Annotated in this window: 20 protein-coding genes and 1 tRNA gene; 6 read left to right on the plus strand and 15 right to left on the minus strand. The window is 27.5% G+C overall.

All coding sequences use genetic code 11. The features are described 5' to 3' along the window. Window positions 1-5: 5 nt before the first annotated feature. The 3 genes from LXD69_RS05145 to LXD69_RS05155 all read right to left on the minus strand — a co-directional run bounded on the left by LXD69_RS05145 (window position 6) and on the right by LXD69_RS05155 (window position 3337). Window positions 6-1484, minus strand: a complete 1479-nt coding sequence (locus LXD69_RS05145) for a T9SS type B sorting domain-containing protein (RefSeq protein WP_246917980.1) — start codon at window positions 1482-1484, stop codon at window positions 6-8. 114 nt (window positions 1485-1598) lie between these two features. Continuing rightward, a complete protein-coding gene (locus tag LXD69_RS05150; protein WP_045970430.1) occupies window positions 1599-2876 on the minus strand; it encodes a hypothetical protein in 1278 nt (425 codons plus the stop codon). 26 nt (window positions 2877-2902) lie between these two features. Beyond that, the gene (locus tag LXD69_RS05155) at window positions 2903-3337 is read right to left on the minus strand and encodes a hypothetical protein (protein ID WP_045970428.1); all 435 of its coding nucleotides are present in this window, start codon (window positions 3335-3337) and stop codon (window positions 2903-2905) included. A 542-nt stretch (window positions 3338-3879) separates the two neighbouring features. On the opposite strand from LXD69_RS05155, the gene LXD69_RS05160 reads away from it, so the two are divergent. Further along, a complete protein-coding gene (locus LXD69_RS05160; RefSeq protein WP_246917982.1) occupies window positions 3880-5028 on the plus strand; it encodes a DNA polymerase III subunit in 1149 nt (382 codons plus the stop codon). A gap of 4 nt (window positions 5029-5032) precedes the next feature. After that, a complete protein-coding gene (locus tag LXD69_RS05165; RefSeq protein ID WP_045970424.1) occupies window positions 5033-5416 on the plus strand; it encodes a hypothetical protein in 384 nt (127 codons plus the stop codon). A 1-nt stretch (window position 5417) separates the two neighbouring features. Here the strand turns inward: LXD69_RS05165 and LXD69_RS05170 are convergent, their stop codons facing one another. From LXD69_RS05170 to LXD69_RS05195, 6 genes are all read right to left on the minus strand, one after another. After that, complete coding sequence (locus LXD69_RS05170; protein WP_246917987.1) at window positions 5418-7694, minus strand: helix-turn-helix domain-containing protein; 2277 nt, start codon at window positions 7692-7694, stop codon at window positions 5418-5420. Window positions 7695-7785: 91 nt separating this feature from the next. Next, the gene (locus LXD69_RS05175; protein WP_045970420.1) at window positions 7786-8373 is read right to left on the minus strand and encodes an OmpH family outer membrane protein; all 588 of its coding nucleotides are present in this window, start codon (window positions 8371-8373) and stop codon (window positions 7786-7788) included. A 250-nt stretch (window positions 8374-8623) separates the two neighbouring features. After that, the gene (locus tag LXD69_RS05180; protein ID WP_045970419.1) at window positions 8624-9469 is read right to left on the minus strand and encodes a class I SAM-dependent methyltransferase; all 846 of its coding nucleotides are present in this window, start codon (window positions 9467-9469) and stop codon (window positions 8624-8626) included. Between the two features lie 92 nt (window positions 9470-9561). Continuing rightward, window positions 9562-11439, minus strand: a complete 1878-nt coding sequence (gene mnmG / locus LXD69_RS05185) for a tRNA uridine-5-carboxymethylaminomethyl(34) synthesis enzyme MnmG (RefSeq protein ID WP_246917989.1) — start codon at window positions 11437-11439, stop codon at window positions 9562-9564. 39 nt (window positions 11440-11478) lie between these two features. Next, window positions 11479-11898 carry an rRNA maturation RNase YbeY gene (gene ybeY / locus LXD69_RS05190; protein WP_246917991.1) on the minus strand — a complete coding sequence of 140 codons (420 nt, stop codon included), beginning with the start codon at window positions 11896-11898 and terminating at the stop codon, window positions 11479-11481. Next, entirely contained in the window at window positions 11891-15217 is a 3327-nt protein-coding gene (locus LXD69_RS05195; RefSeq protein WP_246917993.1) for a hypothetical protein, read from the minus strand. The genes ybeY and LXD69_RS05195 overlap by 8 nt, the downstream gene beginning before the upstream one ends. 185 nt (window positions 15218-15402) lie before the next feature. Between LXD69_RS05195 and gltX the strand changes: the two genes are divergently transcribed. After that, window positions 15403-16905 carry a glutamate--tRNA ligase gene (gltX, locus tag LXD69_RS05200; RefSeq protein ID WP_246917995.1) on the plus strand — a complete coding sequence of 501 codons (1503 nt, stop codon included), beginning with the start codon at window positions 15403-15405 and terminating at the stop codon, window positions 16903-16905. 36 nt (window positions 16906-16941) lie between these two features. On the opposite strand, the gene LXD69_RS05205 is transcribed toward gltX, so the two are convergent. After that, on the minus strand, window positions 16942-18048 hold the full coding sequence (locus LXD69_RS05205; RefSeq protein WP_246917997.1) for a hypothetical protein: 1107 nt from the start codon (window positions 18046-18048) through the stop codon (window positions 16942-16944). A gap of 70 nt (window positions 18049-18118) precedes the next feature. Beyond that, window positions 18119-18766, minus strand: coding sequence for a PorT family protein (locus LXD69_RS05210; RefSeq protein ID WP_246917999.1), 648 nt, complete (start codon window positions 18764-18766; stop codon window positions 18119-18121). A gap of 103 nt (window positions 18767-18869) precedes the next feature. Between LXD69_RS05210 and LXD69_RS05215 the strand changes: the two genes are divergently transcribed. Beyond that, a complete protein-coding gene (locus LXD69_RS05215) occupies window positions 18870-19847 on the plus strand; it encodes an SPFH domain-containing protein (RefSeq protein WP_045970409.1) in 978 nt (325 codons plus the stop codon). Between the two features lie 334 nt (window positions 19848-20181). Here the strand turns inward: LXD69_RS05215 and LXD69_RS05220 are convergent, their stop codons facing one another. After that, the gene (locus tag LXD69_RS05220; protein WP_246918003.1) at window positions 20182-21864 is read right to left on the minus strand and encodes a glutamine--tRNA ligase/YqeY domain fusion protein; all 1683 of its coding nucleotides are present in this window, start codon (window positions 21862-21864) and stop codon (window positions 20182-20184) included. A gap of 76 nt (window positions 21865-21940) precedes the next feature. Here LXD69_RS05220 and folB point away from each other — a divergent pair, with 76 nt between their 5' ends. Both folB and LXD69_RS05230 read left to right on the plus strand, forming a co-directional pair. Beyond that, on the plus strand, window positions 21941-22300 hold the full coding sequence (gene folB, locus LXD69_RS05225) for a dihydroneopterin aldolase (protein WP_045970406.1): 360 nt from the start codon (window positions 21941-21943) through the stop codon (window positions 22298-22300). 74 nt (window positions 22301-22374) lie between these two features. After that, window positions 22375-22445, plus strand: a tRNA-Cys gene (locus tag LXD69_RS05230). Window positions 22446-22477: 32 nt separating this feature from the next. Here LXD69_RS05230 and LXD69_RS05235 read toward each other — a convergent pair. From LXD69_RS05235 to rnr, 3 genes are read right to left on the minus strand one after another with little or no spacing between them, the layout of a single operon-like run. Then, window positions 22478-23161 carry a LysE family translocator gene (locus LXD69_RS05235; protein WP_045970404.1) on the minus strand — a complete coding sequence of 228 codons (684 nt, stop codon included), beginning with the start codon at window positions 23159-23161 and terminating at the stop codon, window positions 22478-22480. Window positions 23162-23212: 51 nt separating this feature from the next. After that, the gene (locus LXD69_RS05240; protein ID WP_246918004.1) at window positions 23213-23878 is read right to left on the minus strand and encodes a head GIN domain-containing protein; all 666 of its coding nucleotides are present in this window, start codon (window positions 23876-23878) and stop codon (window positions 23213-23215) included. 58 nt (window positions 23879-23936) lie between these two features. Continuing rightward, window positions 23937-26114, minus strand: a complete 2178-nt coding sequence (gene rnr / locus LXD69_RS05245) for a ribonuclease R (RefSeq protein ID WP_246918006.1) — start codon at window positions 26112-26114, stop codon at window positions 23937-23939. Between the last annotated feature and the right edge of the window lie 85 nt (window positions 26115-26199).

The raw sequence follows: 26199 nt of genomic DNA on the forward strand, positions 1-26199 counted from the left end.
TAAGTTTATTTGATGATAGTTAAGATTCCTTCTTTTATTAATTGATTTTCTTTAGTTAGTTTAAAATAAAAGAATGATTTTGATTGAAAAATTTCTTCAGTATTCTCTGGCCAGTTATTTTGGTAATTATCTGTAATAAAAATTTGCTTTCCAGAGGAAGTATATATTTCTAAATTTAAATTATTAGAGCTAGTTAATTCAAATGGAACTTTAAATTTATCATTAAAACCATCTCCATTTGGGCTTATTAGATTAGGGATTTCATCTACACTTGGCTCTATAACGATAAGAATTAATTCTTTTGTTGAAACACATCCTGTTGTTTGTGTAACTAATACTTTAAATTCACCTGTTTGACTAATATTTAAAACATTTGATGTTTCAGATAATAAATTATCATTAAAGTACCATTGAAATGATGGTGCATTTGCATCTGTTGTTACTGTTACTAGAAAAGATTCTCCTAAAGATAACTGGTATGGAGAATTCACATCAATTGTTGCACTAAATGTGTCTGATGTTAATGTATATGTATTTGAAGTAGTAACACAAGATCCGTTATCTACAGTAGCTTTATAAGTACCTCCAGAGACTGCATTATAAGTGTTTGAAGTAGCTCCATCTATTAAATCATCATCTAAAAACCATTTGATAGTATATATAGAACTATTAGATATATTTAAAGTTAATAATTCCCCAACGGATTCACATACTTCATTAGTATTTGTTGCAGTAGATATTATTATTGAATTTGCACTTGACTCTGTAACTGTTACAAGTATTGATTTTGACAAAGATGATGGTGTACATACTCCATAATTAGTTTCTACAAAATATTGTCCTGGTGAATTTACAGATAATGATGTACCTGTTCCTACAACAACATCACTTGATCCTACTTTCTTTTTCCAAGTATATGTTAAATTAGGATAGAATAGGGGAGAAGATGCATCTCCAGAATCAAAAATAAAAAGGTTAAAACTAGATCCTGCACAATATGCAACTTCAGAATCTATACCTGTAGCACTATTTAGTTTAATTCCTTGATTGTGAATCATAAAATAGGCATCAAAAGGATTAGATCTAACACTTGTAGCTGCTGGTGCAGAACTTTTTACTCTTAATTTATAACCTGTACCGTAAGTTGTATTTGGTAAGGTAAAATTCATGACAAACTCACTTGGAGATGAGCCATTTGTCGTTGTAGCACTTAATTGAACAATATTAGAAGAAAAATCATCATCTGACATTTCTAAAGTAAACACATTGTTTGACTGAAGATTTCCTACTGGTGTTACACTAAAGGTTAGGGCATGATTTGTATTTATAGAAGAGCTTTGACATAAAAACGTAAAATTAAAAATAGGCTTAGAAATGACAACATTGAATGCTTCATTAGTAGATATTGGATTTTTTTCTTTAGCCTCTATTTCAGGTGAAAAAAAAACAAATAATAAAATTAAGCTCTTTAATATTTTACTCAACATAATATCTTTTAAAAATTAAACAATCTTAGAATAATAATTATATAACAATCAAACTGTTAATATTATAAAGGTATTTATAATATTAACAGTTAAAAATATTTCTTATGTATTTTAATTTATACTTCCAATCTTAAGCCTAAAATCTGGTGTTCTTTGATTATTTGCATCAACAAATAAATCCTCTGATTTAGTTTTAGAATATCTATTTGCAAAACTTGGTTGAGCATAATAAGATTCTAAATCATCATTAGTAATTCCACCAATTTCAGAAACTATATTTTTCTTACAGTTATTTATAAATACTCGTTGCAATTTTATTTTTGTCAAATTAGGATCTGAAACTTCAATGTTTTCATTTAATAATAAAGCAGAATCAAAACCTGAAACTATACTATTTTTGAAAGTAAACAAGCAATCTTTATTTACATAAATAGCTTCTTTAATAAGACCTTGAGTTGCTGATTGACCATCAACTTCATTAACTATTGTGAAGTTATTTAAACTTACATTAGTGGCAGGCTTTGTTAAATCAGTCATGTCTTTATTGTCAAAAGGTTTAACTGTTACACCTCTAAAATTTGTACTAGATGAGAAAAATGGATTTCTTAACGCTAGTCCATTTTCAATATTAGCAATTGTTCCTTGTGTAAAATTAAAATCACTACTTTTAGATCTAAAAGAAACTAATTTAGTCGCTTTTGGATTTCCACCTATAAACTTATATGAATTTCCGCTAGATAAGCTTACTTGGATAGATTCTAATATAGTTCCTGATCCTACACCTACAAGAGTTAACGCATCATATGTTTCATATCTATCTTTTCCTCTTCCTGCAAATTCAATTCTAACATTTTTAATAGATCCTGAACTGTCAGTAGAAAGTTCACCACCACCAACTCTAAAATTACTTGGTATTTCACTTTCAATCCTTGCTACATTACCATACGTATTTATTGGTGCTCCTCCTAAAATAAATATTCCTCCCCAATCACCAGGCTTACGCTCGTTAGTTGGTTTATCAGAAGTAAATACTATAGGGTTTACAACCTGTCCTTCTGCAATTAATTTAGAACCTTTAGTTATGATTATTGCACTATACTCACTTGAACTAGCTCTAATTATTGTACCTGGTTCAATTGTTAATTTTGCATTATTGGTAACATATACTTCACCAACCAAATTATATGTTTCAAGATTTGTTAATGTCAAATCTGAAGATATATTTCCTGTTAATATTTTTGTAGTTTGTGGATACTCTTTACCAACAGGGTTGAAAGAAGACCATCCGTTTAACCAATTACTTCTACCTACAATTCCCCAATCATCTTGTTGAGCTTGTAAAGTAAACCCAAAAAGGATTAATACAATTAATATGATAGTTTTTTTCATAACTTTTATTTTTTATTTATTCAACCTTATTCAACTTGTATTGTATGAACAAGTTTTAATACTTCTTCATAAAACAAAATTGCTTTAATTATATTACTTGTGTCTGAATATGGTAATATACCTGTTAAAAATTGAGCATTACTATTTAAAAAGGCTTCTCTATTTTGCACTTCAGTTTCTAATGCTTTAACATTGTCTTTAGAAGCAGGTATACCTAAATCCGTAAATGTTACTCCAGATTTATTTGTAACGCCAAAATATTGAATAACACTAAACAAAATTTTAACCCTTTCTAAATACAATGGCATCAATTGCCCTTTTGTCATAGATTCTAACTCTTTTTTATCATGGTATGAACCAATACCTCTGATATCTATAACAACTTTTTGATCTTTCTGTGCTAACGCATCAATTGAGGATAGCATAAATAATGCAATAATGCATACGTAAAATTTTCTCATAATAAAATTTGTTAATTTTCAGTAAATAGGCAAACCAATTACAAATATAAATAATAAAATGTTTTAACAAAACTTTTTAATATAAATGTTGATAAAATTCTTAAAAAAACTTTTTTTATTATAAATTTTAATTTTATAATTAGTCTGCAAATTATTAATTTTTTGATCAATATATCGATTTATTAAGCTTAATCAATTATTATGCCAAAAAAACAAACGCATATTTTCTTATTAATTATTTCTCTACATTTTATAACGAAAAATAACGAAAAATTTAACAATTCACATTAATCAGTTAAAAATACTAACAGATAAAGTGCAAAAAAACTAGATAATCATCAAATCATATTTTTATAAAGTTACAATTTTTTTTACTCCAATTATACAATTTTAACATTAAAAAACGCTATTACAGTTTTTCTATAATGCCATTAACAACTGAATAATTGATTTCTAATATATTAATTATTATCTATACCAATGACTATCGAATTTATAAATTTTGATTATATCTAAATAGATTTAGAATTGTATATTTGTTCATGCTTTTAAAAGATGTATTAGGTCAATATCATATTAAAAATCACTTTATAAAAAGTGTTGCAGCAGGGAGAATTCCTCATGCTCAGCTATTTGTTGGTCCAGAAGGATCAGGAACACTACCAATGGCCATTGCTTATTCACAATATATCTTGTGTTCTAATTCAGAAGGAGAGAATAATACTGGTAATCAAAGTTGTAATTTAAAGTTTGAGAATTATTCTCATCCTGATTTACATTTTGTTTTTCCAGTTGCAACAAATGATCAAATTAAATCACGCCCAGTCAGTGCTAACTTCTTGATTCAATGGCGATCTTTTTTAAAAGAAAATCCTTATGGTGGTTTATTTGATTGGTACAAATACATTGGTATTCAAAACAAGCAAGGTCAAATAGGAGTGGATGAGGCTACAGAAATTAATAAAGCCTTATCATTAAAAGCTTATGAAGGTGGTTATAAAGTAATGATTATTTGGATGGCTGAAAAAATGAATAACGCTTCTTCAAATAAGTTACTTAAACTTTTAGAAGAGCCACCTGCTAAAACAATTTTTATTTTAATTACTGAATCATTAGATGATGTTTTGCAAACTATTTTATCAAGATGTCAAGTAATTGATTTCATGGGTTTAAGTGAAGTAACTATTTCTGAAGCGCTAATAAATAGAGAAAATTGTGAAGAAAATGAAGCATTAAAAATAGCTTACCAAAGTGAAGGAAATTATAACAAAGCTTTACATCTTTTTAAAAAAGACGCTGATGATTATCCTTTTGAAAGTTGGTTTATTCAATGGGTTAGGAGTGCTTTTAAAGCAAAAGGAAATGCTTCAGCTATACAAGACTTAATAAGTTGGAGTGAAACTATTGCTGGTTTAGGAAGAGAAGTTCAAAAACAATTTTTACAATATTGTATTCATTTTTTTAGACAAGCATTGTTGAGTAATTATAAAGCAAATAATTTGGTTTATTTTGAACCAACTGAAAGTAATTTTAATTTAGAAAAATTTTCTCCATTTGTTGATGGAAGTAATATTAATGATATATTTAAAGAATTAGAAAATGCTATTTATCATATTGAAAGAAATGGTAACAGTAAAATTATTCTAACTGATTTATCTATAAAACTAACCCGTTTAATTCATAAAAAATAATCATATGACACAAGCAGCTCCTATTTTATTACTTTTGTTACTAAGTGTAACTTTTCTTCAATCTGGATATGATAAAATAAAAGATTGGAAAGGAAATGTATCTTGGTTAAAAGGACATTTCTCTGAAACTATATTAGCCAAACAAGTTCCACTAGCATTATTTACTATATTAATATTAGAAATTTTTTCTGGTGTTTTATGTGTTTCAGGAATAATTGAGTTGTTTACAAAAACATCTAGTCAAGTAGCCTATTATGGCGCTATTTTATCTTGCTTAACATTAATATTTCTTTTATTTGGTCAACGAATAGCTAAAGATTATGATGGAGCTAGAACTATTGTTATTTATTTTGTTCCTGCAATAATGGCTGTATATATTTTAAGCTAAATTATACTTTTAAAGTTGCACGATATAATCTTAATTCGTTCCAGGAAAATACATCTCCATGAAGTGATTTAAGTTCTCCTAAACTTTCACCATCATACTTTTTAAAGGCTTTTTCTAAGTCTTTAATTTTTTCATGAGATAAAATATCTGACAATTCTACTATTTCCATTTGAACTAGTTTAGTAAAATGGTTATAAATAGTTTCTGGTGTTAATTTACGCTTTTTTGCAATTTCATAAATAGAAAGATTTTCCTTCCAAAGTTCCAAAGTTTCTTCAATAGTAGATTTCTTTGGTTCTTTGGATTTTTTCTTCTTTGTTTTTCCATAATATGACACTTCTTCGTTTTCTTCAACTAAAGTGGCAAATTCATTTCTAAATCGTTCTGCTACAGTTACTAACTTATTAATTTTATAAACTTGCATGTCTTGAGAAACTAAATTTTCTTTTGAAATTTCTTTTCCTTCAAGTCTGATTTTTGCCAACTGAATAGCTTTCTTTAATTGTAAAACTGCTGAAATATGAAGCTCTTCTAAAACTAATAATTCATCATAAAATCCTTTTACTTTTTTTATTCGTTTTACTTCTTCAATTTTTAATAACAAGTCTTCTGCAATTACATCTATTGTTTTAAAAAAATAATTATATGCAGCATTACATCGTTCATAAACAAAATTGAAATCAATTTCATTTTCGGAAAATATTTTATAAAGTTGCGACATGAATTTTCCTGAGGGAATTTCTAATTCTACCATTTTGTCATATTGCAATTTTGCCCATTTTGAATGTAATGATTTTGGTGATTTTGGAGCTTCAGCTTTATAACTATAAAAATGATTGCGCCATTCTTGTATTAATTCTTTGAAATCAAAATACTTAAGTAACGTTTGTAATAAGAAATTTTTTGTTTCTTTTACTAACGATTCTTCTAGAATTACATCTGTAGCTTTGTTTTCAGAATAATTTAAAACGCCTTCATCGCTAGAAATACCATTCATTCGTATTGGAGACAATAAAATAAGCCCTTTTAAGGAACGTAATCTAGAAAGTGCTACATAAGCCTGTCCTGGAGCAAAAACCTGCGATACATCGAGTGCTGCTTTATCAAAAGTTAAGCCTTGACTTTTATGAACTGTTATTGCCCAAGCTAATTTAATAGGGTAGTGGACAAAAGTTCCTATTACCTCTTCTTCAACTTCTTTTGTGTTTTCATTTATTTTAAAACGAATGTTTTGCCATTCATATCGTTCTACTTCAATAGTTTTACTTTCTTCTGGAAAATGAACTAATATCTCATTATCTGATAATGAATGTATTACACCCATTTTTCCGTTAAAATATTGTTTATCAAAATTTAAATCGTTTTTAATAAACATAACTTGAGCTCCTACTTTTAATTCTAATTTTTCATCTAATGGAAAAATTTTATCAGGAAACTCACCTACTATATTTGGCAAATATGAATATGTTTTTCCCTTTAATTCTAATAAAGATTCCTGATTAATAGTATTTGCTTTTACATTATGAGTAGTAAGTGTAATGTATCCTTTGTTATTTTTAAGATCAAACTCAGGTTGAACAAATTGATTTAAAAGATCAATATCATTTTTTGTAATTTTATTCTGACGAAGATTGTTTAATACATCTATAAATTCAGAGTCTTTTTGCCTAAAAATAATATCTAGTTCAATATATAATGGTGGATATTGTTGAATAATATGCGAATGAAAAAAGAACATTCCATTGTAATAATTTTTTAACAACTGCCATTCTTCATTTTTTACTACTGGCGGTAATTGAAGTAAATCTCCAATAAATAAAACTTGAACACCTCCAAAAGGTTGCTCATTTCGTCTTACTCTTTTCATCATAAAGTCCATAGCATCAAGTACATCTGCTCTTAACATTGACACTTCGTCAATAATAAGCAATTCCATATTTCTAATAACGGAACGTTTAGTATTGTTCATTTTAAAATGTCTTGCTAATGATATTCGGCTTTCAAACTTTATTCCTCCTGAAAAATTTGCAACATCTTTATTATCTGGAAGAAAGACTGCAAAAGGTAATTGAAACATAGAATGAATAGTAACACCACCAGCATTTAGAGCAGCAATTCCTGTAGGAGCAACAACAACTGTGTTTTTATGTGTTGTAGCAATAATTTCTTTAAGAAGTGTTGTTTTTCCTGTTCCAGCTTTTCCTGTTAGAAAAACAGATTTATTTGTCTGATTAATAAATCGTAGAGTGTATGATGCTTCAGCAGATAAAAATTCCATTTGGCAAATAATTTAAAATACAAATATAAAGAAATGAAAATCAATAAAAAAAGCCTCTAAAATAGAGGCTTTTTAATTTAAAAATAAATAATTATTTTTTATCTTCTTTTACTTCTTCAGTATCTTCTTTTTTTGCTTTACTACCATTTTTTGAAGTAAATTCTTCATTTAACTTCTTTAAAACTGTATCAGTAATGTCATAAGGTTCTTTAGCAAACAAAATAGTTTGAGCATCTCCAGTTCCGTAAATATAATCGTATCCTTCTTTTTTACCGTATTCTTTAATATAATCTTTTAATCCAGTTACAATTGAATTACGAATACTATCACTTTCAACTTGAATTTGTCTTAAGAATGCTTCTTGCTCCATAGACAATTGCTGTTCTCTTTGTTGTAATTCAGCTCCTTTTTGTTGAGCCCAAGCCATTCCTTTAATTTGAGCATTTCTTTGAAAACCTGCTGCCTCTGTTTGAAAAGCTTGTAATTTAGCTTCTAATGGTCTACCTAATTCTTGAGATTTTACTTTAAACTTTTCTTCCTCATCTTTATACTTGTCATAATCTTTTAGAAGTTTAACAGTATCTATATAAGCAGTTTTAAAATTGTCTTTTTTATCTTCCGTTTTGTTACAAGAAAATAGTGCAAAGGTTACTCCTAAAATCAATAAGGCTTTTTTCATTTTTAATTTTTATTATTATTGCTTTTTATGTTTTTATATAATTTTTGGTAAAAATAGTAAATCCCTTTTAAGTAGCAAATAATGCTTGTTTTAAAGTTATAAGTAAATTTTATCGTTCTGCGACAAAAATATAAAATTTATTTATAAAACTTCGATTATTTTAAGGGTGTTTAAATTAAAAAACTCTTTTTTTAGATATGATTTGTTATTTAATCTATAAAAAAGCTTTAAAATTGCTTTAAAATGATTTTTACTTGTTTTTTATGATGTAAATATGGGATGAAAACTCTTTTTTTACCATTCCATAAATATTTGAAATAAATCCATAGAAAAATCCCCTTATCACATTCATTTTTCCGTTTTTATTTTTTTCAGATAAAAGTGAAACATAAAAACTATCAAACCACATTGGTTTTACTTTTATTAGTTTCATATTTTTATTTTGAAAAAGTTTTTCAATACTTGTTTTTGAAAAATGCCATAAATGTCTTGGCACATCATAAGCTGCCCAAAACACTTTATACTTTTTAGCGTCATACGATTTAAAGTTTGGCACAGCAATTATTATGGTTCCATTTGGTTTTAACAATCTTTTTAATTCTGACAGTTGAAATTCCAAATCGGGTACATGTTCTAAAACATGCCACATTGTAATTACATCAAAAGAATGGCTTTCTAAAACTTCTAATGTTTCCGAAAAAGTCACTCCTTTTGAAATTGCAATTTGTTTTGCTTTTGCATTGGGTTCAATTCCTGTTACGTTCCAACCTTTATTTTTTGCTTCTGTTAAAAAATCACCCGTTCCTGCACCAATATCTAAAACACTTCCTTTCTGACTGAATTTTGAAAGTAATGCCACTTTTTTACGTATTGCATTTCTTTTTACTCCTTGATATACTTTTTCAAATAATGTTCGAGAACCATCAGTATGAGAAATATAATCTTCACTTTCATAATAGGAGGGAAGTTTATCAAGAGATGGCTGAGGATCTGTTTTTAAAATTTGATATTCATCATTTAATAACAATGAAAAAGATTCTCCCGAAACGGAAAAATCTTTCACAACACTATATGTATTTTCTTTTTTAAAATTCATTATAAAACTACAATACTAGATTTGATAGGACTTAACAAAGTTGTTTCACGTGAAACATTTTTAAAAATAGATTTATTCTATTACTTTTACAATTAACGTCCCATATAAATTAACAATACAGAAATATCACTTGGTGAAACACCACTAATTCTTGAAGCTTGTGCAATTGTTTTAGGACGAATCTTATTTAATTTTTGTTTTGCTTCAATTGAAATTGATTTAATTTTATTAAAATCGAAATTATCCGGAATAATTGCATCTTCTAAACGATTTAGTTTATCAGCATGATTTTTTTCTTTTTCGATATATCCGGAATATTTAACTTGAATTTCGGCTTGTTCAATTATTTCATTATCCAAATCATGATCGCTTACATATTGCTTTACCTTTTCAAATTTTAAAATATCCACTAAATCAATTTGAGGTCTAGAAAACACTTTAAACATTTTATCGGGTTGAGACATTGGACTAGATCCTTTTTCCTCTAAAATAACATTTGCTTCATCTGGTTTTAAACTTGTTTCTCTGAAAAAATTTACCATTGCTTCAGATTTACTAAATTTTTCTTCCATTCGAATTAACCGTTCTTCTTTCGCTAAACCTATTTCATATCCTTTAGGTGTTAATCTAATATCTGCATTATCTTGTCTTAATAAAGTTCTATATTCTGCACGAGAAGTAAACATTCTATATGGTTCTTCTGTTCCTTTTGTAATTAAATCATCTATAAGAACACCTATATAAGCTTCATTACGTTTTAAAATAAATGGTTCCCTTTCTTGAACTTTTAATGCAGCATTTATTCCTGCCATCAATCCTTGAGAAGCCGCTTCTTCATAACCTGTAGTTCCATTAATTTGCCCAGCAAAATACAACCCATTAACTAATTTTGTTTCTAGTGTATGTTTTAATTGAGTAGGAGGGAAGTAGTCATATTCGATAGCATATCCTGCTCTAAAAAACTTCACGTTTTCAAATCCAGCAACTGTTTTCATTGCTTTAAATTGTACATCTTCTGGAAGGGATGTAGAAAATCCATTCACATATACTTCAACCGTTTTCCATCCTTCAGGCTCAACAAATAATTGATGTCTTTCTTTATCTGCAAAACGATTAATTTTATCTTCAATAGATGGACAATATCTAGGTCCTATACTTTTTATTCTTCCGTTAAACATTGGACTTCTATCAAATCCTTCTCTAAGAATATCATGAACATCATTTGAAGTATATGTCATCCAACATGAACGTTGAACTGATAATGGTTTTGTTATGTTTGAATAAGAAAATTTATCTGGAACAACATCTCCTGGTTGTTCAATCATTTTGGAATAATCTAATGAACGTCCATCAACTCGTGGTGGTGTTCCTGTTTTCATTCTTCCAGATTCAAAACCTAGCTTTAATAAATCTTCTGTAATTCCAAACGAAGCACTTTCTCCTGCACGACCACCTCCAAATTGTTTATCACCAATATGAATTAATCCATTAAGAAAAGTTCCATTTGTTAGGATTACTGTCTTCGCTTTTATTTCGATTCCAAGCGACGTTTTAACTCCTATCAACTTTCCGTTTTCTGAAAGAATTCCTGAAACCATTTCTTGATAAAAATCAAGATTTGGAGTTTCTTCTAACATTAAACGCCATTCTTCTGCAAAACGCATTCGATCACTTTGCACACGTGGCGACCACATTGCAGGACCTTTTGATTTGTTCAACATCTTAAATTGAATTGCTGTTTTATCAGATACAATTCCTGAATAACCACCAAGCGCATCAATTTCTCTTACAATTTGTCCTTTTGCAATTCCTCCCATAGCAGGATTACAAGACATTTGTGCAATGTTTTGAAGACTCATAGTTACCAACAAAGTTGAACAACCCATGTTTGCAGCAGCAGCAGCAGCTTCACAACCAGCATGGCCACCACCAACAACAACTACATCGTATTTTTTTTGAAATAAACTCATTGTTCCACGTGAAACATTTAAATTAATTTTAAAAAAATATTATTGTTCCACGTGGAACAATAATATTTTTTCTTCTTCTTTTTTTCTCATAATACTAGCTTCATTACTAGTTTTGTCTTTATATCCACAATAGTGTAATATACCATGAATCATAACTCTTTTTAATTCATCAGCAAAACTAACATTAAAATCTGTAGCATTATCTTTTACTCTTTCAATAGAAACAAAAACATCTCCACTAATAATATTACCTTCTGTATAATCAAAACTGATAATATCTGTTAATGTATCATGATTTAAATATTCCACATTAATCTTATGGAGATAATCATCATCACAAAAAACATAGTTTAACTCTCCTAATAATTTGTTTTCAGAGATAATAACTTTGTTAATCCATCCTTCATAAAGAGACTCGTTTTCTAAAACAAAGTCGGTTTCATAATTAAAATTAATCATTTGTCTTAAAGTATTTTTGAACCTTCTGATTATAATTGGGCTGCAAAGGTAAACTTTGTCTGTTTAATATTTCAATACTATTTAAATAATCTTTAAATTCTTTAGATAGTACTTCTGAAGAACCATTAAATTCTTTATTATTTGTTTTAGATTTTCTTTTATTATCTTCTCCTTGTTGTTGAATTGCATTTTCTAATTTAAGTAATTCATGTTTTAAATTTAACATCTTACTCAATGTTTGATTATTAAATCCTTTATTTATTAATTGCTTTTCTATGTCTTTCATTTGATTCAATGCGTTCTGACCAAAACCAGACATTCCTTCTTTTTCTAAAGCTTTTTGTAATGCATCTCGTAATTGTTGTTGTTCTTTAATTATTTCTAATATCTTTCCTGCATCGCCTTCACTACCATTATCTCCATTAGAACCTTGTCCTGAACTACCATTTGGTTTACTACCTTGTCCTTTATTTTTACCATCTTTATCTCCTGGCTTATCACCAGACTTTTCTCCTGGTTTTTTTCCATCCTTTATTCCATCTTTCATTTTATCACCTAGACCTTCTTGTTGTTTAATAATATCTGGCAATTGCATTCCTTTACCTTGTCCTTTTTTTGGTTTTCCAGAACCACTACTACTTTGCATTTGCATATCATTTCTAACATTACTCAAGAAATCTGCTAGCTTATTTGCTGAAGAAAGCACATACTGTTGATGAGAAGCTCCTTTATAAATTACATTTTCAGATAAAAAAGATAGTGATTTATCTAAGTTATAATGTATTTCTCCAACTTCGTTTAAAATGGTTTCGGTAATCATAGGGTTTCTAAGAGAGATTGCAAATAAGCTATCATCAATATGTTTAAACTGATTTTTTAAATCTTGTTGCTCTTTAAGAATCTTATTAAATTGTAATGATTTACTATTTACTTTTTTTGTTTGAACTAATAGGTCTTCTTCATCAAAAGAAAATGAAAGCAAATTATCTAATATTTGTCGAAGTAGTTTAGCATCTTCTTCCATTTGTTCGCCACTACTACTTGCCATTGATGAAGCCATTTTCTGACTCATTTCTTTCATTTTTTGAGCTGCTGATTTTTGCTTACTTTTTGCATTCTCTTTATTTCCTTTTTCTAAATTTTCTTCCGACTTATTTAAATCATTCTGAATATCCTGTTGTTCATTTTTATCATTCGGAATATCCATAGGAGATTTTAATTCATTATTATCTTTATTAAGTTCTTCTAATTCTTTCTTAATATTTTCAAATTCTTTAGTCAGTTCTTTTTGTTTATCTAAATTATTATCCTTTTCATTAGATAATTTTTCTTCTTTTTCACCAAGATCATTTAATTTTTCAGCTATTTGCTCAGCCTTCTTTTCAACATAAAAACGCTTAGTAAGTTCAACTAATTGTTCTAAATTTTTAGTTTGAGATTTACTATTTTGTTTTAATTTATCTGCTTTATCAAAAAGTTTATCTTTCTCTAATTTATCAGAAAGCTTTTCTAATTCTTTTAATAATTCTTCGTTTTCCTTTGACTGCTTTTCAGCTTCATCTAATCTCCTTAATAATTCTTCTTTATTTTTATCAAGTTCATTTGGATTAAATTTTTCCAAATTATCAGATAGTTTTTTAGTAAACTCTTTCATCATTTCGTCTTGTTCTTTTTGACGATTAATAAAATCTTCTACCTTCTTTTGATCTTTAAAATCTAAATTTGTTTTTTCTTTATTTAATTTTTGAAGTTTATCAAGTTCTGATATTTGCTTATCTTGATTTTTTAATGATTTTTCTAAACTATTTATGTTTTCATTTTGTTCTTTAAATAATTTATCTTCTTTTTGATCAATTGTAAGTTCATAATGCTTAAAAACTGTCGATTTCGCACTTTTGAAATTATTAACAGCATCATTATCAAATACTTCAAAGTAATATTCATAATTAATTCCTTCCTCTAATTTAATTCCAGATGGAAAAGAGTATATAAATTGATCTACTGCTTCATTTTTAATTGACAAAAGAAACTTTTTAAGAACATTAGGATTTTTCTTATCATAGTATACTACTTGAAGTTTAGATAATCCATAGTCATCTGAAACTTGACCAATAATAATTTTACCCTCAACCTTTAAACTATCTGGTGCAAATTGAGCACTGATTATTGGGAATTGATCCTTAATAATTGAGACTTGGTAATTCAGCTTTTCAAAATTAGCCACATTACTATTTGAAGTAATAACTTGATAATCTAATTCATTTTTAATCTTTAAAGAATATGTGAAAAAATCTTCCTTCAATACAAAAGATGATTTCTTATTGTTATACATAAAATCAATATTTGAAGTAGACTTTGCATTAATTTTCCAATTAATAATAGTTCCTTCAGGTACAATAGCATTACCTGAACCTTGTAATATTTCAGAATTCTTTTTCAAATATGAAGGATATTGAAGAACCATTTGAAAATTTGAAATAGTTGGAACATCAATAACTTTTAAAGAATATTCTTTAGAAGTAACAGCATTAGATTTTATATAAAAATTGGTAGAACTCAAAACATTTTTAAATGTATAATTAAAATTACCATTTCCTTTATTTTCTAAAAAATACTCTTCATCACCAATTATAATGCTTGCGTTTTCAGGAATAACAGAACCAACAGATTTAATATTTAAAACAAAATCTTTATTTTGCTGAGTAGTTAAATCTTTATTTAAAAGTGAAAAATAGAATGGAGCAGGAGGAGTGTAAACTGTTTGAAAGTGAACAACTCTATTGAGACTATTTGAAATAATATTAGAATTACCAGAAATAAAAAACAATACTAAAAACAAAACAGGCAAAATCAAATAAGGAAGAAATTTTTTATTACTAGAAAAAGAAATAGCGTTTGTGAAAGGAATAGGTTTTAAATTATTTGATTTCTGTTCAATAGAAGCCATCAATAATTCTGAACTTTTATTGTAAGATGAAAGTTGTAAAAAATTTAAAAGTGTGTCTTTCACTTCAATAAAATGATTACCAATAATTGAAGAAGCTTCTTTATAATCTATTCCCTTTTTTAATTTGAACAATTTAAAAATTGGAAACAAAATAAATCGAATTAATAAAAACAATTCTACAGCAATAAACAACCAAAAAAGTATAGTTCTTCCTATGATTGATAACCAAAGAAAATGCTCTATAAGTAATGTTAAAATAAAATATAATAATCCTAAACCTATAAAAAGAATACTTCCTTTTATTAGTTCATTTATATAGAATTTCTTTATAAACAATTCTAGCTTACTGTAAATAATTGATTTTGCTTCCAATATGTCTTGTATTTATAACCGATAAATTTACTAATTTTTAATTCGCTTAATGTTAATATTATTTCAAAATAAAATAAAGCTTATAATTAAATTAAAATTCAATCTTAAAAATTGGTATTGTATCTTTGCCCAAACACTTTGATAAGTTGAGTGTTACTTACAATTTAAAATTTAATTTTACAGAAATGTCAAAACCAGTTAGAGTACGATTTGCTCCAAGTCCTACAGGACCTTTACACATTGGTGGTGTTAGAACTGCTTTATTTAATTATTTATTTGCTAAAAAACATGATGGAACTTTTTATATAAGAATTGAAGACACTGATCAAACACGTTTTGTTGCAGAAGCAGAAGCTTATATTTTTGAAGCATTAGAATGGTTAGGAATTTCTCCAGATGAGACAATAAACAAAAATGAAAAATTTGGACCATATCGTCAAAGTGAGAGAAAGGCAATATATAAACAATATGCTGATCAATTAATAAAATCAGGTTGGGCATATTATGCATTTGATTCAAGTGAAAAATTAGATGAATTAAGAAAACTAGCTGAAGAAGAAAAAAAGACATTTATTTACAATCATACTGTAAGAGAAAATTTAGATACTTCACTTGTACTTTCAATAGAAGAAACTGAAAAACGTATTGCGAATGGAGAACATTATGTAATTCGTTTTAAAACTCCAGTAAATGAAACATTAGAAATTAATGATATTATTCGTGGAACAGTTAAGTTTGATACTAATCTTTTAGATGATAAAGTATTGTTTAAAAGCGATGGAATGCCAACTTATCATTTAGCAAATATTGTAGATGATCATTTAATGGAAACTTCTCATGTAATTCGTGGTGAAGAATGGTTACCAAGCTTACCATTACATTATTTATTATACCAAGCTTTCAATTGGGAAGCTCCAGAATTTGCTCATTTACCATTAATTTTAAAACCTATAGGAAATGGTAAATTATCAAAACGTGATGGAGATAAAATGGGCTTTCCAGTATTTCCTTTAGAATGGAAAACAGCAGAAACAACATCAATGGGTTATAGAGAAAATGGTTTTTTCCCAGAAGCAGTTGTTAACTTTTTAGCTTTATTAGGTTGGAATGATGGAACTGAACAAGAAATCTTTTCATTAGAAGAATTAATTCAAAAATTTGATTTAAGCCGAATTCATAAAGCAGGAGCGAAGTTTGATCCAGATAAAAATAAATGGTTTAATCATCAATATTTACAAAAACAGAATAATGAGAATTTAGCTGAATTATTTAAAATTGAATTAGATAGAAGAGCTATTTCAACTTCACTAGATTTAATTAAGATTGTTTCATTAGTAAAAGAGCGTGCTAATTTCGTTACCGAATTATATGATTTATCTGATTACTTTTTTGAAGCACCAACATCTTATGATGAGAAAGCATCGAAAAACTGGAATTCAGCAACACCAGAATTAATGCAAAAAGTAATAGTTGAATTAAATAAAATAGAAGATTTTACTTCAATTAACATTGAAACATTTTTAAAAGAATGGATGACTCAAAATGGAATAGGAATGGGGAAAGTAATGCAACCGCTTCGATTAAGCCTTGTAGGAGCTTTAAAAGGACCTCATTTGTTTGATATTATAGAAATGATTGGAAAGGAAGAAACAATCAAGAGAATTGAGAAAGCAATTGGAACTTTATAGAAACAAAAAACCCAGCATTAATGCTGGGTTTTTTGTTTAATTACTATTTTTTATTTCATTATTTAGATCTTCTATTGCCTTATTTGGTAATTGTTCAATCATACCGGAAAATCTCTTTGAATATAAAATTCCACCATCAGTCGAATGAACTACTTGCAAGATTTTATCTGTTTCAATTAAATTGAATTTTAAATAATAAAAATCTTCACCTTTCATAATTTTATCACTAATTAAGTTAGAATTTAAAACTTCATAATCATAATCATACTTTTTATTTAGTTTGCTATAATCATTTTTCTTTTTTTGAAGAACCCTTATATCATAGTAACAATAAACTTCATAAGGAATAATCAATTTTGTATCTTTCAAAACTTTAATTGATTCCGTATTTACAAATTCACTAAAAGCAGAAATTTTAGTTTCATTTTCAATAAACGAATTAATTCTTTGAATGTTATTTAATAAAAAACCTGGTTTATTATCATACATAAAATCTTCATTATAAAGATTATTATAAATATCATTATTAAAAGAAGTTAAATCTGTCATGAAAGTAGAAGGTGAAAAAAAATAATCAAAGTATACTAAAAAATTATCACTCATTAAAAAATTACAAATTTCAATTCTGTGATTCTTAAAAACTTCATATCTTTTAGATGTACTTGTATATGATTCTTTATCTATTAAAAAAAAATCAAAATAGTTACTGTAATAAGATCTAGTACTAGTTCTATCTGACTCATTTACAATATTTCCACTTGTACCAGACCTATTTGGATTATTTGAAGAAGCATTATTTAAAGTTACATGAGAAAGGTTTTTATGTGTTTTTTTTTTTGAAAAAGTAAGAGTTTGGTTTTGATAAGTTGCAAAAGAATAATCACCGTTTAGATAATTTATCATTTTGAAATCATTGATAGAAACGACACTAAATGGAGTAACTGTCCAAGATTTAGATAAAATATCTTCCATAATTTTTTTATCAATAAAATTAGAAAAGATAAAAATAGTTTCAGTATTTTTAAAGGTATTTATTCTACCATCATCATACTTTTTAATTTCGTTATTCCTTAAATCATTACCTAATGAAATTTGAGAATGTGAAAAGATTGAAAAAAATAAAAAAAGAATAATATATTTCATAATATAAAAAAATTTAAAAAGCCAAATGTAAAACATTCAGCTTTATAATAAAATAGTTTAATTGGGTAAACTACAAATAAAAAGTAATCATACCACTAAGAATACCATAATTAGCTTTAAACTTTTCATTTCCATTTAAAAGTTTTAATTCATCACTTTTATTTAGATTATTCATAAAATTATTTACTCCATACTGATAAGAAACATGTAATCGTACATTTTTAATTCCTGCTGTAATTCCTGCATAAATATTTCCGTTAATTTTAGTAATATCGGTAATATCCTTTGCTGTAATAAGAGGACTATCTTTTAATAATTTTAATTCATCTTCTTCATCAATAGCCAGTTTACCATTAATTTGAAGTACTGGACCAATTTCAAAAGTTAAGTGATTTTCAATAATCATATAACTACCGGTAAGATAAATTTGAACAGCAGACATCTTATAGTTAATGTCTTTATCTAAAACGGATTGAAGTGAAAAATTACTTTCGGTAAAATTCATACCAAAAGCCATTTGCCAATCATTATAATAATTTCCTCTTAAAGAAAATCCTCCTATCCAACCTGTCTCAGGTTTAGCATTAAACTGATCAGAAAATAAACTCATTTGAGTTATTCCACCAGAAATTCCAATTCTATTGCTATCTCTACTTCCGTATTGAGCATTAATTGAAAAAGTAACTAGTAGGGTTAATAAACAGATAACTTTTTTCATTATATTTTATTTAATATGTTCAAAAATAATATTATTAATTAAATCATGTAACTTTTCTCGATAAAAAGCGTATAATAACTATAACCAATTAATTAATTAACTCATGCCATCATTTTTTATTATTCTCCTAGTACTAGGATTATTTCTTTTTTTAAGTTCATTTTTTACAGTAAAACAACAAACGGCTGCTATTATTGAACGCTTTGGTAAATATGCAAGTACACGTACATCAGGTTTACAATTAAAAATTCCTGTAGTAGATAGAATTGCTGGAAAAGTAAATCTTAGAATACAACAATTAGATGTAATTATTGAAACCAAAACAAAAGACAACGTATTTGTTAAACTAAAAGTTTCAGTACAGTTTAAAGTATTACAAGAAAAAGTATACGAAGCTTTTTATAAATTAGAATATCCTCACGATCAAATTACATCATATGTATTTGATGTGGTACGTGCTGAAGTTCCAAAATTAAAATTAGATGACGTTTTTGAACGTAAAGATGATATTGCTGTTGCAGTAAAACGTGAATTAAACGAAGCAATGTCTACTTACGGTTATGATATCATTAATACGTTAATTACTGATATTGATCCAGATATTCAAGTTAAAAATGCTATGAATAGAATTAATGCTGCTGATAGAGAAAAAACCGCTGCTGAATATGAAGCAGAAGCAGGAAGAATTAGAATTGTTGCCAAAGCAAAAGCGGAAGCGGAAAGCAAAAGATTACAAGGACAAGGTATTGCAGATCAACGTAGAGAAATTGCTCGTGGATTAGTAGAATCTGTAGATGTACTAAATAGAGTAGGGATTAACTCTCAAGAAGCTTCTGCTTTAATTGTTGTTACACAACATTATGATACACTTCAAGCTATTGGTGCAGATACTAATTCTAACTTAATTTTATTACCAAACTCACCACAAGCTGGTAGCGAAATGTTAAATAATATGGTAGCTAGTTTTACAGCAAGTAACCAAGTTGGTGAAGCTATGAAAAAAGCAAATAGTAATAAAAGAAAAGGAACTGGTAAAAAAGATATTTTTGGAGGAACTGAAGAAAATGAATCTGAAGAGTAAAAAAAATTTACAAAAAACTTTTTTAAAACCATCAATCATAAATTGGTGGTTTTTTTGTAAAAAAACTTTTGAAATTATTAAAATATAATATCATGAAGTCAAAAAAATAATTATATATATATATTTTAAGTCAAAATTAAAATAAAGCTATTTCTGACACTTTTATATCCTCACCTTTAAAATCATATTACCTAATTTTAAAAACACAATAAAACGAAAATATAAAAGCTATTTTTAATAAGAATTAACTATATAATTCTATTTTATAATAGTAAAAATTAATAATAATAAAAGCCTCTATAAATCGAGGCTTTTATATATAAAATCTATTATATTATTTTGATTCAACTTTTGTCCAAGTGTCTCTCAAACCTACAGTTTTATTAAAAACTAATTTTTCTGATGATGAATCTCTGTCGACACAAAAATATCCCAAACGTTGAAATTGGAAATGATCCAATTCTTTTGAAGATTGTAAACTTGGTTCTACATAACCTGTAATTACTTCAAGTGAATTTGGATTAATATATTCTTTGAAATCTACATCTTTATTACCATCCGGGTTTTCATGAGTAAATAATCTATCATAAACACGAACTTCTGCTTCAACTGCATGCGCTGTAGATACCCAGTGAATGGTACCTTTTACTTTACGCTTACTAGCTTCTGTACCGCTTCCAGATTTAGAATCTACATCATACGTACAGTGAATTTCGGTAATATTACCTTCAGCATCTTTTACAACTGATTCACCTTTAATGATATACGCATTTTTCAAACGAACTTCAGTTCCTAAAGACAAACGGAAGAATTTCTTGTGTGCTTCTTCTTGGAAATCTTCTCTTTCAATATATAATTCTTTAGAAAAAGGTAATTGACGGTAAGTCATTACTTCTTCTTCTGGATTATTTTCAGCTTCTAACCATTCTTCTTGACCTTCTGGATAATTAGTAATAACCAATTTCACAGGGTTTAAAACAGCCATAACACGTGGTGCCACTTTATTTAAATCTTCACGAACACAGAAATCCAATAAAGAAACATCAATCAAATTGGTACGTTTAGCAATACCAATTGTATTAGCAAAGTTACGAATAGCAGTAGCTGTAATTCCACGTCTTCTCATACCAGAAATAGTACTCATACGAGGATCATCCCAACCTGTAACATGATTTTCTTCAACTAATTGTAATAACTTACGCTTAGAAACTACAGTATGTGACAAGTTTCTACGCGCAAACTCACGTTGTTTTGGACGTACTTTAGTTTCATCGTAAATTTGGTTTAAAAACCAATCGTATAATTCACGGTGTGGTAAAAATTCAAGTGTACAGAAAGAGTGCGAAACTTGTTCTAAATAATCACTTTCTCCATGCGCCCAGTCGTACATTGGATAAATACACCAATCATTACCGGTACGGTGGTGATGTGCATGCATAATACGATACATAATAGGATCACGCATTAACATGTTATTCGCATTCATTGATATTTTAGCACGTAAAACGTGAGTTCCTTTTTCAAACTCACCCTTTTTCATACGTTCAAATAAATCCAAATTTTCTTCTATAGAGCGATTACGATAAGGAGAATCTGTACCAGGAGTAGTAGGCGTGCCTTTTTGAACAGCCATATCTTCAGAGGATTGACTATCAACATAGGCTTTACCTTTTTTGATTAATTCAACAGCCCAATCATATAATTGTTGGAAATAATCAGATGCATAACATTCATTATCCCAATTATATCCTAACCATTCAACATCGCGCTTAATAGCATCTACAAATTCTTGTTCTTCTTTAGAAGGATTTGTATCATCAAAACGAAGGTTAACAGGTGCATTATAATCTATTCCCAAACCAAAATTTAAACAAATAGCACTGGCATGACCAATGTGTAAATAACCATTAGGTTCAGGTGGAAAACGAAAACGTAATTTATCTTTTGACAAACCATTTTTTAAATCTTGTTCTATGATTTGTTCTATAAAATTCAATGATTTCTCTTCAGTTGACATAAGAATTATTAATTTTGACAAAGATAAGTTTAATTAATCAATTATAAAATTTTCAAATTGGTTGTAATATTTAAAAATGGGAACAATAAAATTAAATAATATACGTACGTTTTCTTACCATGGATGTTTAATTGAAGAAGGTAAAATAGGTAGTGATTATAGTGTAGATTTAGAAATAAAAACAGATTTACGTAAATCTGCAAAAACAGATGATTTAGCTGATACTGTTGATTATGTGCATCTTAATAAAATTGTGTTTGAAGAAATGGCAATTAGGGCTAAATTATTAGAGCATGTTACACATAGAATAATTGTTAGAATTTTTAAAGAATTACCACAAATATCAAGAATAAAAATAGCTGTTTCTAAATTAAATCCGCCAATTGGTGGTGATGTAGCATCCGTAACAGTAGAAATGGAAGAATATAGAAATTAAAAAATAGAGTTATAAAAAGTAACTTAGTTTTAGATTTTTTAAAATAATTTTCTATATTTGCAATCCAATTGTAGGGCGTCGTGGCCGAGCGGCTAGGCACCGGTCTGCAAAACCGTCTACTCCGGTTCGAATCCGGACGATGCCTCAAAAAAAGAGCTACTTTTCAGTAGCTCTTTTTTATTTTTTAAATTTTTCTATAACCTCTTTAATTTTTTCTTTTTCTTTTGGAAAGAAACCTTGTAACATAAAAAACAATCCAAAAATTAAAATTACCATACTTATAACCCTTTTAATTTTATAAATATTCTGTGGTGTTAATTTATGTTTTAACTGCTTAGCTAATAAAATTTTTGCAGTATCAAATAGGAGATAAAAAAATAAAATAGCGGTAAAAAATAATGATATTCTACTTGTATTCATTTCCATTTGAGGTCCATAAGTAATAATTATCATTAACCAAAAACCTAATACTCCTATATTTATAAAATTTAAAAGAAATCCTTTAAAGAAAAGTGCAAAATAATTATTCTTTTGAATATTATCTTCGTCATCTATTATTTCTTGTTTCTTTTTAAAATTTCTTTTTAATAAAATAAAAGATATTACTCCATAAGCTAACATAATAAATCCTCCAATAATAAATAAAAAAGGATTATCTTTTAATTGTTCAAGTAATTGATTAGTACTTAAATAAGCTATAAGTATAAAAATAATATCAGCAAAAACTATACCTAAATCTAAGGTAAATGCAGCGCGAAAACCTTTTGTGATACTAGTTTCTAGTAATACGAAAAAACCAGGACCTATTGAAAAAGCTAAAAGCAATCCCCAAGGAATTGCTGTTAATATATCATGCCACATAAAATATGTCGAAAATTAAAGTATTAGGAATACGAAGTTAATAAAAAAAAACTACTTCGCTTGTTCTATAGAACCTCCTGCAACTATTTTTTGATCTATTTGTCTTGGTTTACCATAAATTAAAATAGTTCCACCAGCTCTTACTTTTGCTTCTACAAAATCAGTAGCATTAATATCGGCTTCACCACCAGCATTTGCTGTAATTATAGTTTGTTTCGTAATTAAATCTTTTGCTTCAAATTTTCCTCCAGAATTAACTAAAACATCTGAATATTCAGCATTTCCTGTTAATTCTAAAATACTTCCTTGAGATGCTTTTGCAACTAATCTGTCTATATCTAGTTTTAATTTTACTTCTGAACCTTCTTTAGCAATAATATTAAAATTTATTCCTTCAAAAATTTCATTTGAAGCTACTCTAGATCCTTCATTAGCTTCAACTGCTTCTAATTTTGTATAATAAACTGTTGCAGAAATATTATCTCCTTTTAGTAAATTACCAAAACTCATTCTAATTTTTAATTCGCCATTTTTATTAACAAGTTCTACATCACTTGTTTTATCTCCTTTTAAAACTACTTTATTTTTATCTCCTTTAACTAAGATAACATCAATTTTATCAAAAGCGGTTACTTTTGAAAATTCACCAACAGTTTTTTCAACTTGAGAAAATGCTACTGAACTGATTAATAATAAACTAAAAACTATTTTTTTCATATTAAACTATTTTATTTATTGAATATATTTAGTACATCTCTTAAATAAAAAAATCTATTTATTCATTTTTTCTTATGTACCAAAAATCCAATTGTTTTTTAACTAAATCTGCATTTTTCACTTTAACGTAAACTTCATCTCCTAATTGTAAAATATTTTTAGAAACTTCACCTACTAATGCATATTGTTTGTCATCAAATGTATAATAATCGTCTTTTATTTCACGAATACGGCACATTCCTTCACATTTATTTTCAATAATTTCAACATAAATTCCCCATTCAGTTACACCAGAAATTACTCCTAAAAATTCTTCATCTTTATGATCCTGCATGTATTTAACTTGCATATATTTAATAGAATCTCTCTCTGCCTGAGCTGCTAAATTTTCCATATCAGATGAATGATGACATTTTGCTTCATAATCTTCTTCACTAACACTTTTCCCACCATCTAAATAATGTTGTAGCAAACGGTGTGCCATAACATCTGGATAACGACGAATTGGAGAAGTAAAATGACTATAATAATCAAAAGCTAAACCATAATGTCCTATATTTTCAGTAGAGTAAACTGCTTTACTCATAGTTCTAATTGCTAAAGTATCAACTAAATTTTGTTCTTTTTTACCTTGAACTTCTGTTAATAAACTATTTAGAGAACTTGAAATATCTTTTTTAGATTTAAAATTAATAGAATATCCAAACTTAGAAATTACAGCTTGAAGGTTCATTAATTTATCTTCATTAGGTTCATCATGAATACGATATACAAATGTTTTTTTCTGTTTTCCAATGAATTCTGCTACTTTTCTATTAGCTAATAACATAAATTCTTCAATAAGATGATTAGCATCTTTAGCAACCTTAAAGTAAACACCTGTTGGCTCAGCTTCTTGATTTAAATGAAATTTAACTTCTACTTTATCAAAAGATATTGCACCATTAGACATTCTTTTTCTACGAAGAATTTTAGCTAATTCATCTTGTTTTAATGTTGCTTCTACAATTGGTTGAGGAACTCTATATTCTTTTCCTGTTAATGAAATTTCGGCTGGAATAATATCTGATTTACTTTCAATAATACTTTGCGCTTCTTCATAAGAAAAACGTTGATCAGAATAAATAACAGTTCTTCCAAACCATGAATCTATAACTTCCGCTTTATTATTTAACTGAAAAACGGCTGAGAAAGTATATTTTTCTTCATGTGGACGTAATGAACAAGCAAAATTAGAAAGTACCTCAGGAAGCATAGGAACTACTCTATCTACAAGGTAAACAGAAGTTGCTCTATTATATGCTTCTTCATCTAAAATAGTTCCTTCTTGTAAATAATGTGACACATCGGCAATATGAACACCTATTTCATAATTTCCATTATCTAAAACTTGAAACGATAAGGCATCATCAAAATCTTTAGCATCTTTAGGATCAATAGTAAACGTTAAAACATTTCTCATGTCTCTTCGTTTTGCTATCTCTTCAGTTGTTATTGACGTATCAATTTTATTAGCATAAGCTTCTACTTCGATAGGAAAATCATAAGGTAAACCATATTCGGCTAAAATAGCATGAATTTCAGTATTGTGTTCTCCTGGTTTTCCAAGTACTTTTATTACTTTTCCAAAAGGAGAATCGGCTTTTTTAGGCCAATCTTCCATTTCTACTAATACTACATCTCCATTTTGAGCTTCTCCTAATTTATTTTTTGGTATAAAAATATCAGTGTACATTTTAGCATTTGTAGTGGTTACAAATGCAAAATTCTTTTGAATATCGATAACTCCAACAAATTCAGTCTTTGCTCTTTCTAATATTTCTAATACTTCAGCTTCTGGCTTACGCGAACTTCTTCTGTTATACACATAAACTTTTACTTTATCTTTATCTAAAGCATGATTCAAATTTTGTTTAGGTACATAAACATCTTCTTCTAATTCATCACATACAAAATATCCTGATTTACGAGAATTCATATCTAAATATCCTTCATAATATTCTGCTTTAGAAATTACTTGATATTTACCTATTTCAGTTTCATGAATTTTATCTTGAGCCTTTAATACTTTTAGATCTCTAATAATTTCATTTCTACTTTTAGTATCTTTTAATTCTAAAATAGCAGCAATTTGTTTATAGTTAAAAGACTTTGAAGGCTCTTTTGAAAGTATTTTAAAAATTTGTGCGGTAAAATCTTTACTTTTTTTACCCATTTTTCTTGGTTTCTTATTCATTATATCTTTTCAATTAATGCTGAAAGTTACAAAATAGTTATAAGTTACAAGTTTAAAATTATAAGTTTTAATATAAATCTAACAT

The sequence above is a fragment of the Flavobacterium sediminilitoris genome (assembly GCF_023008245.1).
Taxonomy (GTDB): Bacteria; Bacteroidota; Bacteroidia; order Flavobacteriales; family Flavobacteriaceae; genus Flavobacterium; species Flavobacterium sediminilitoris.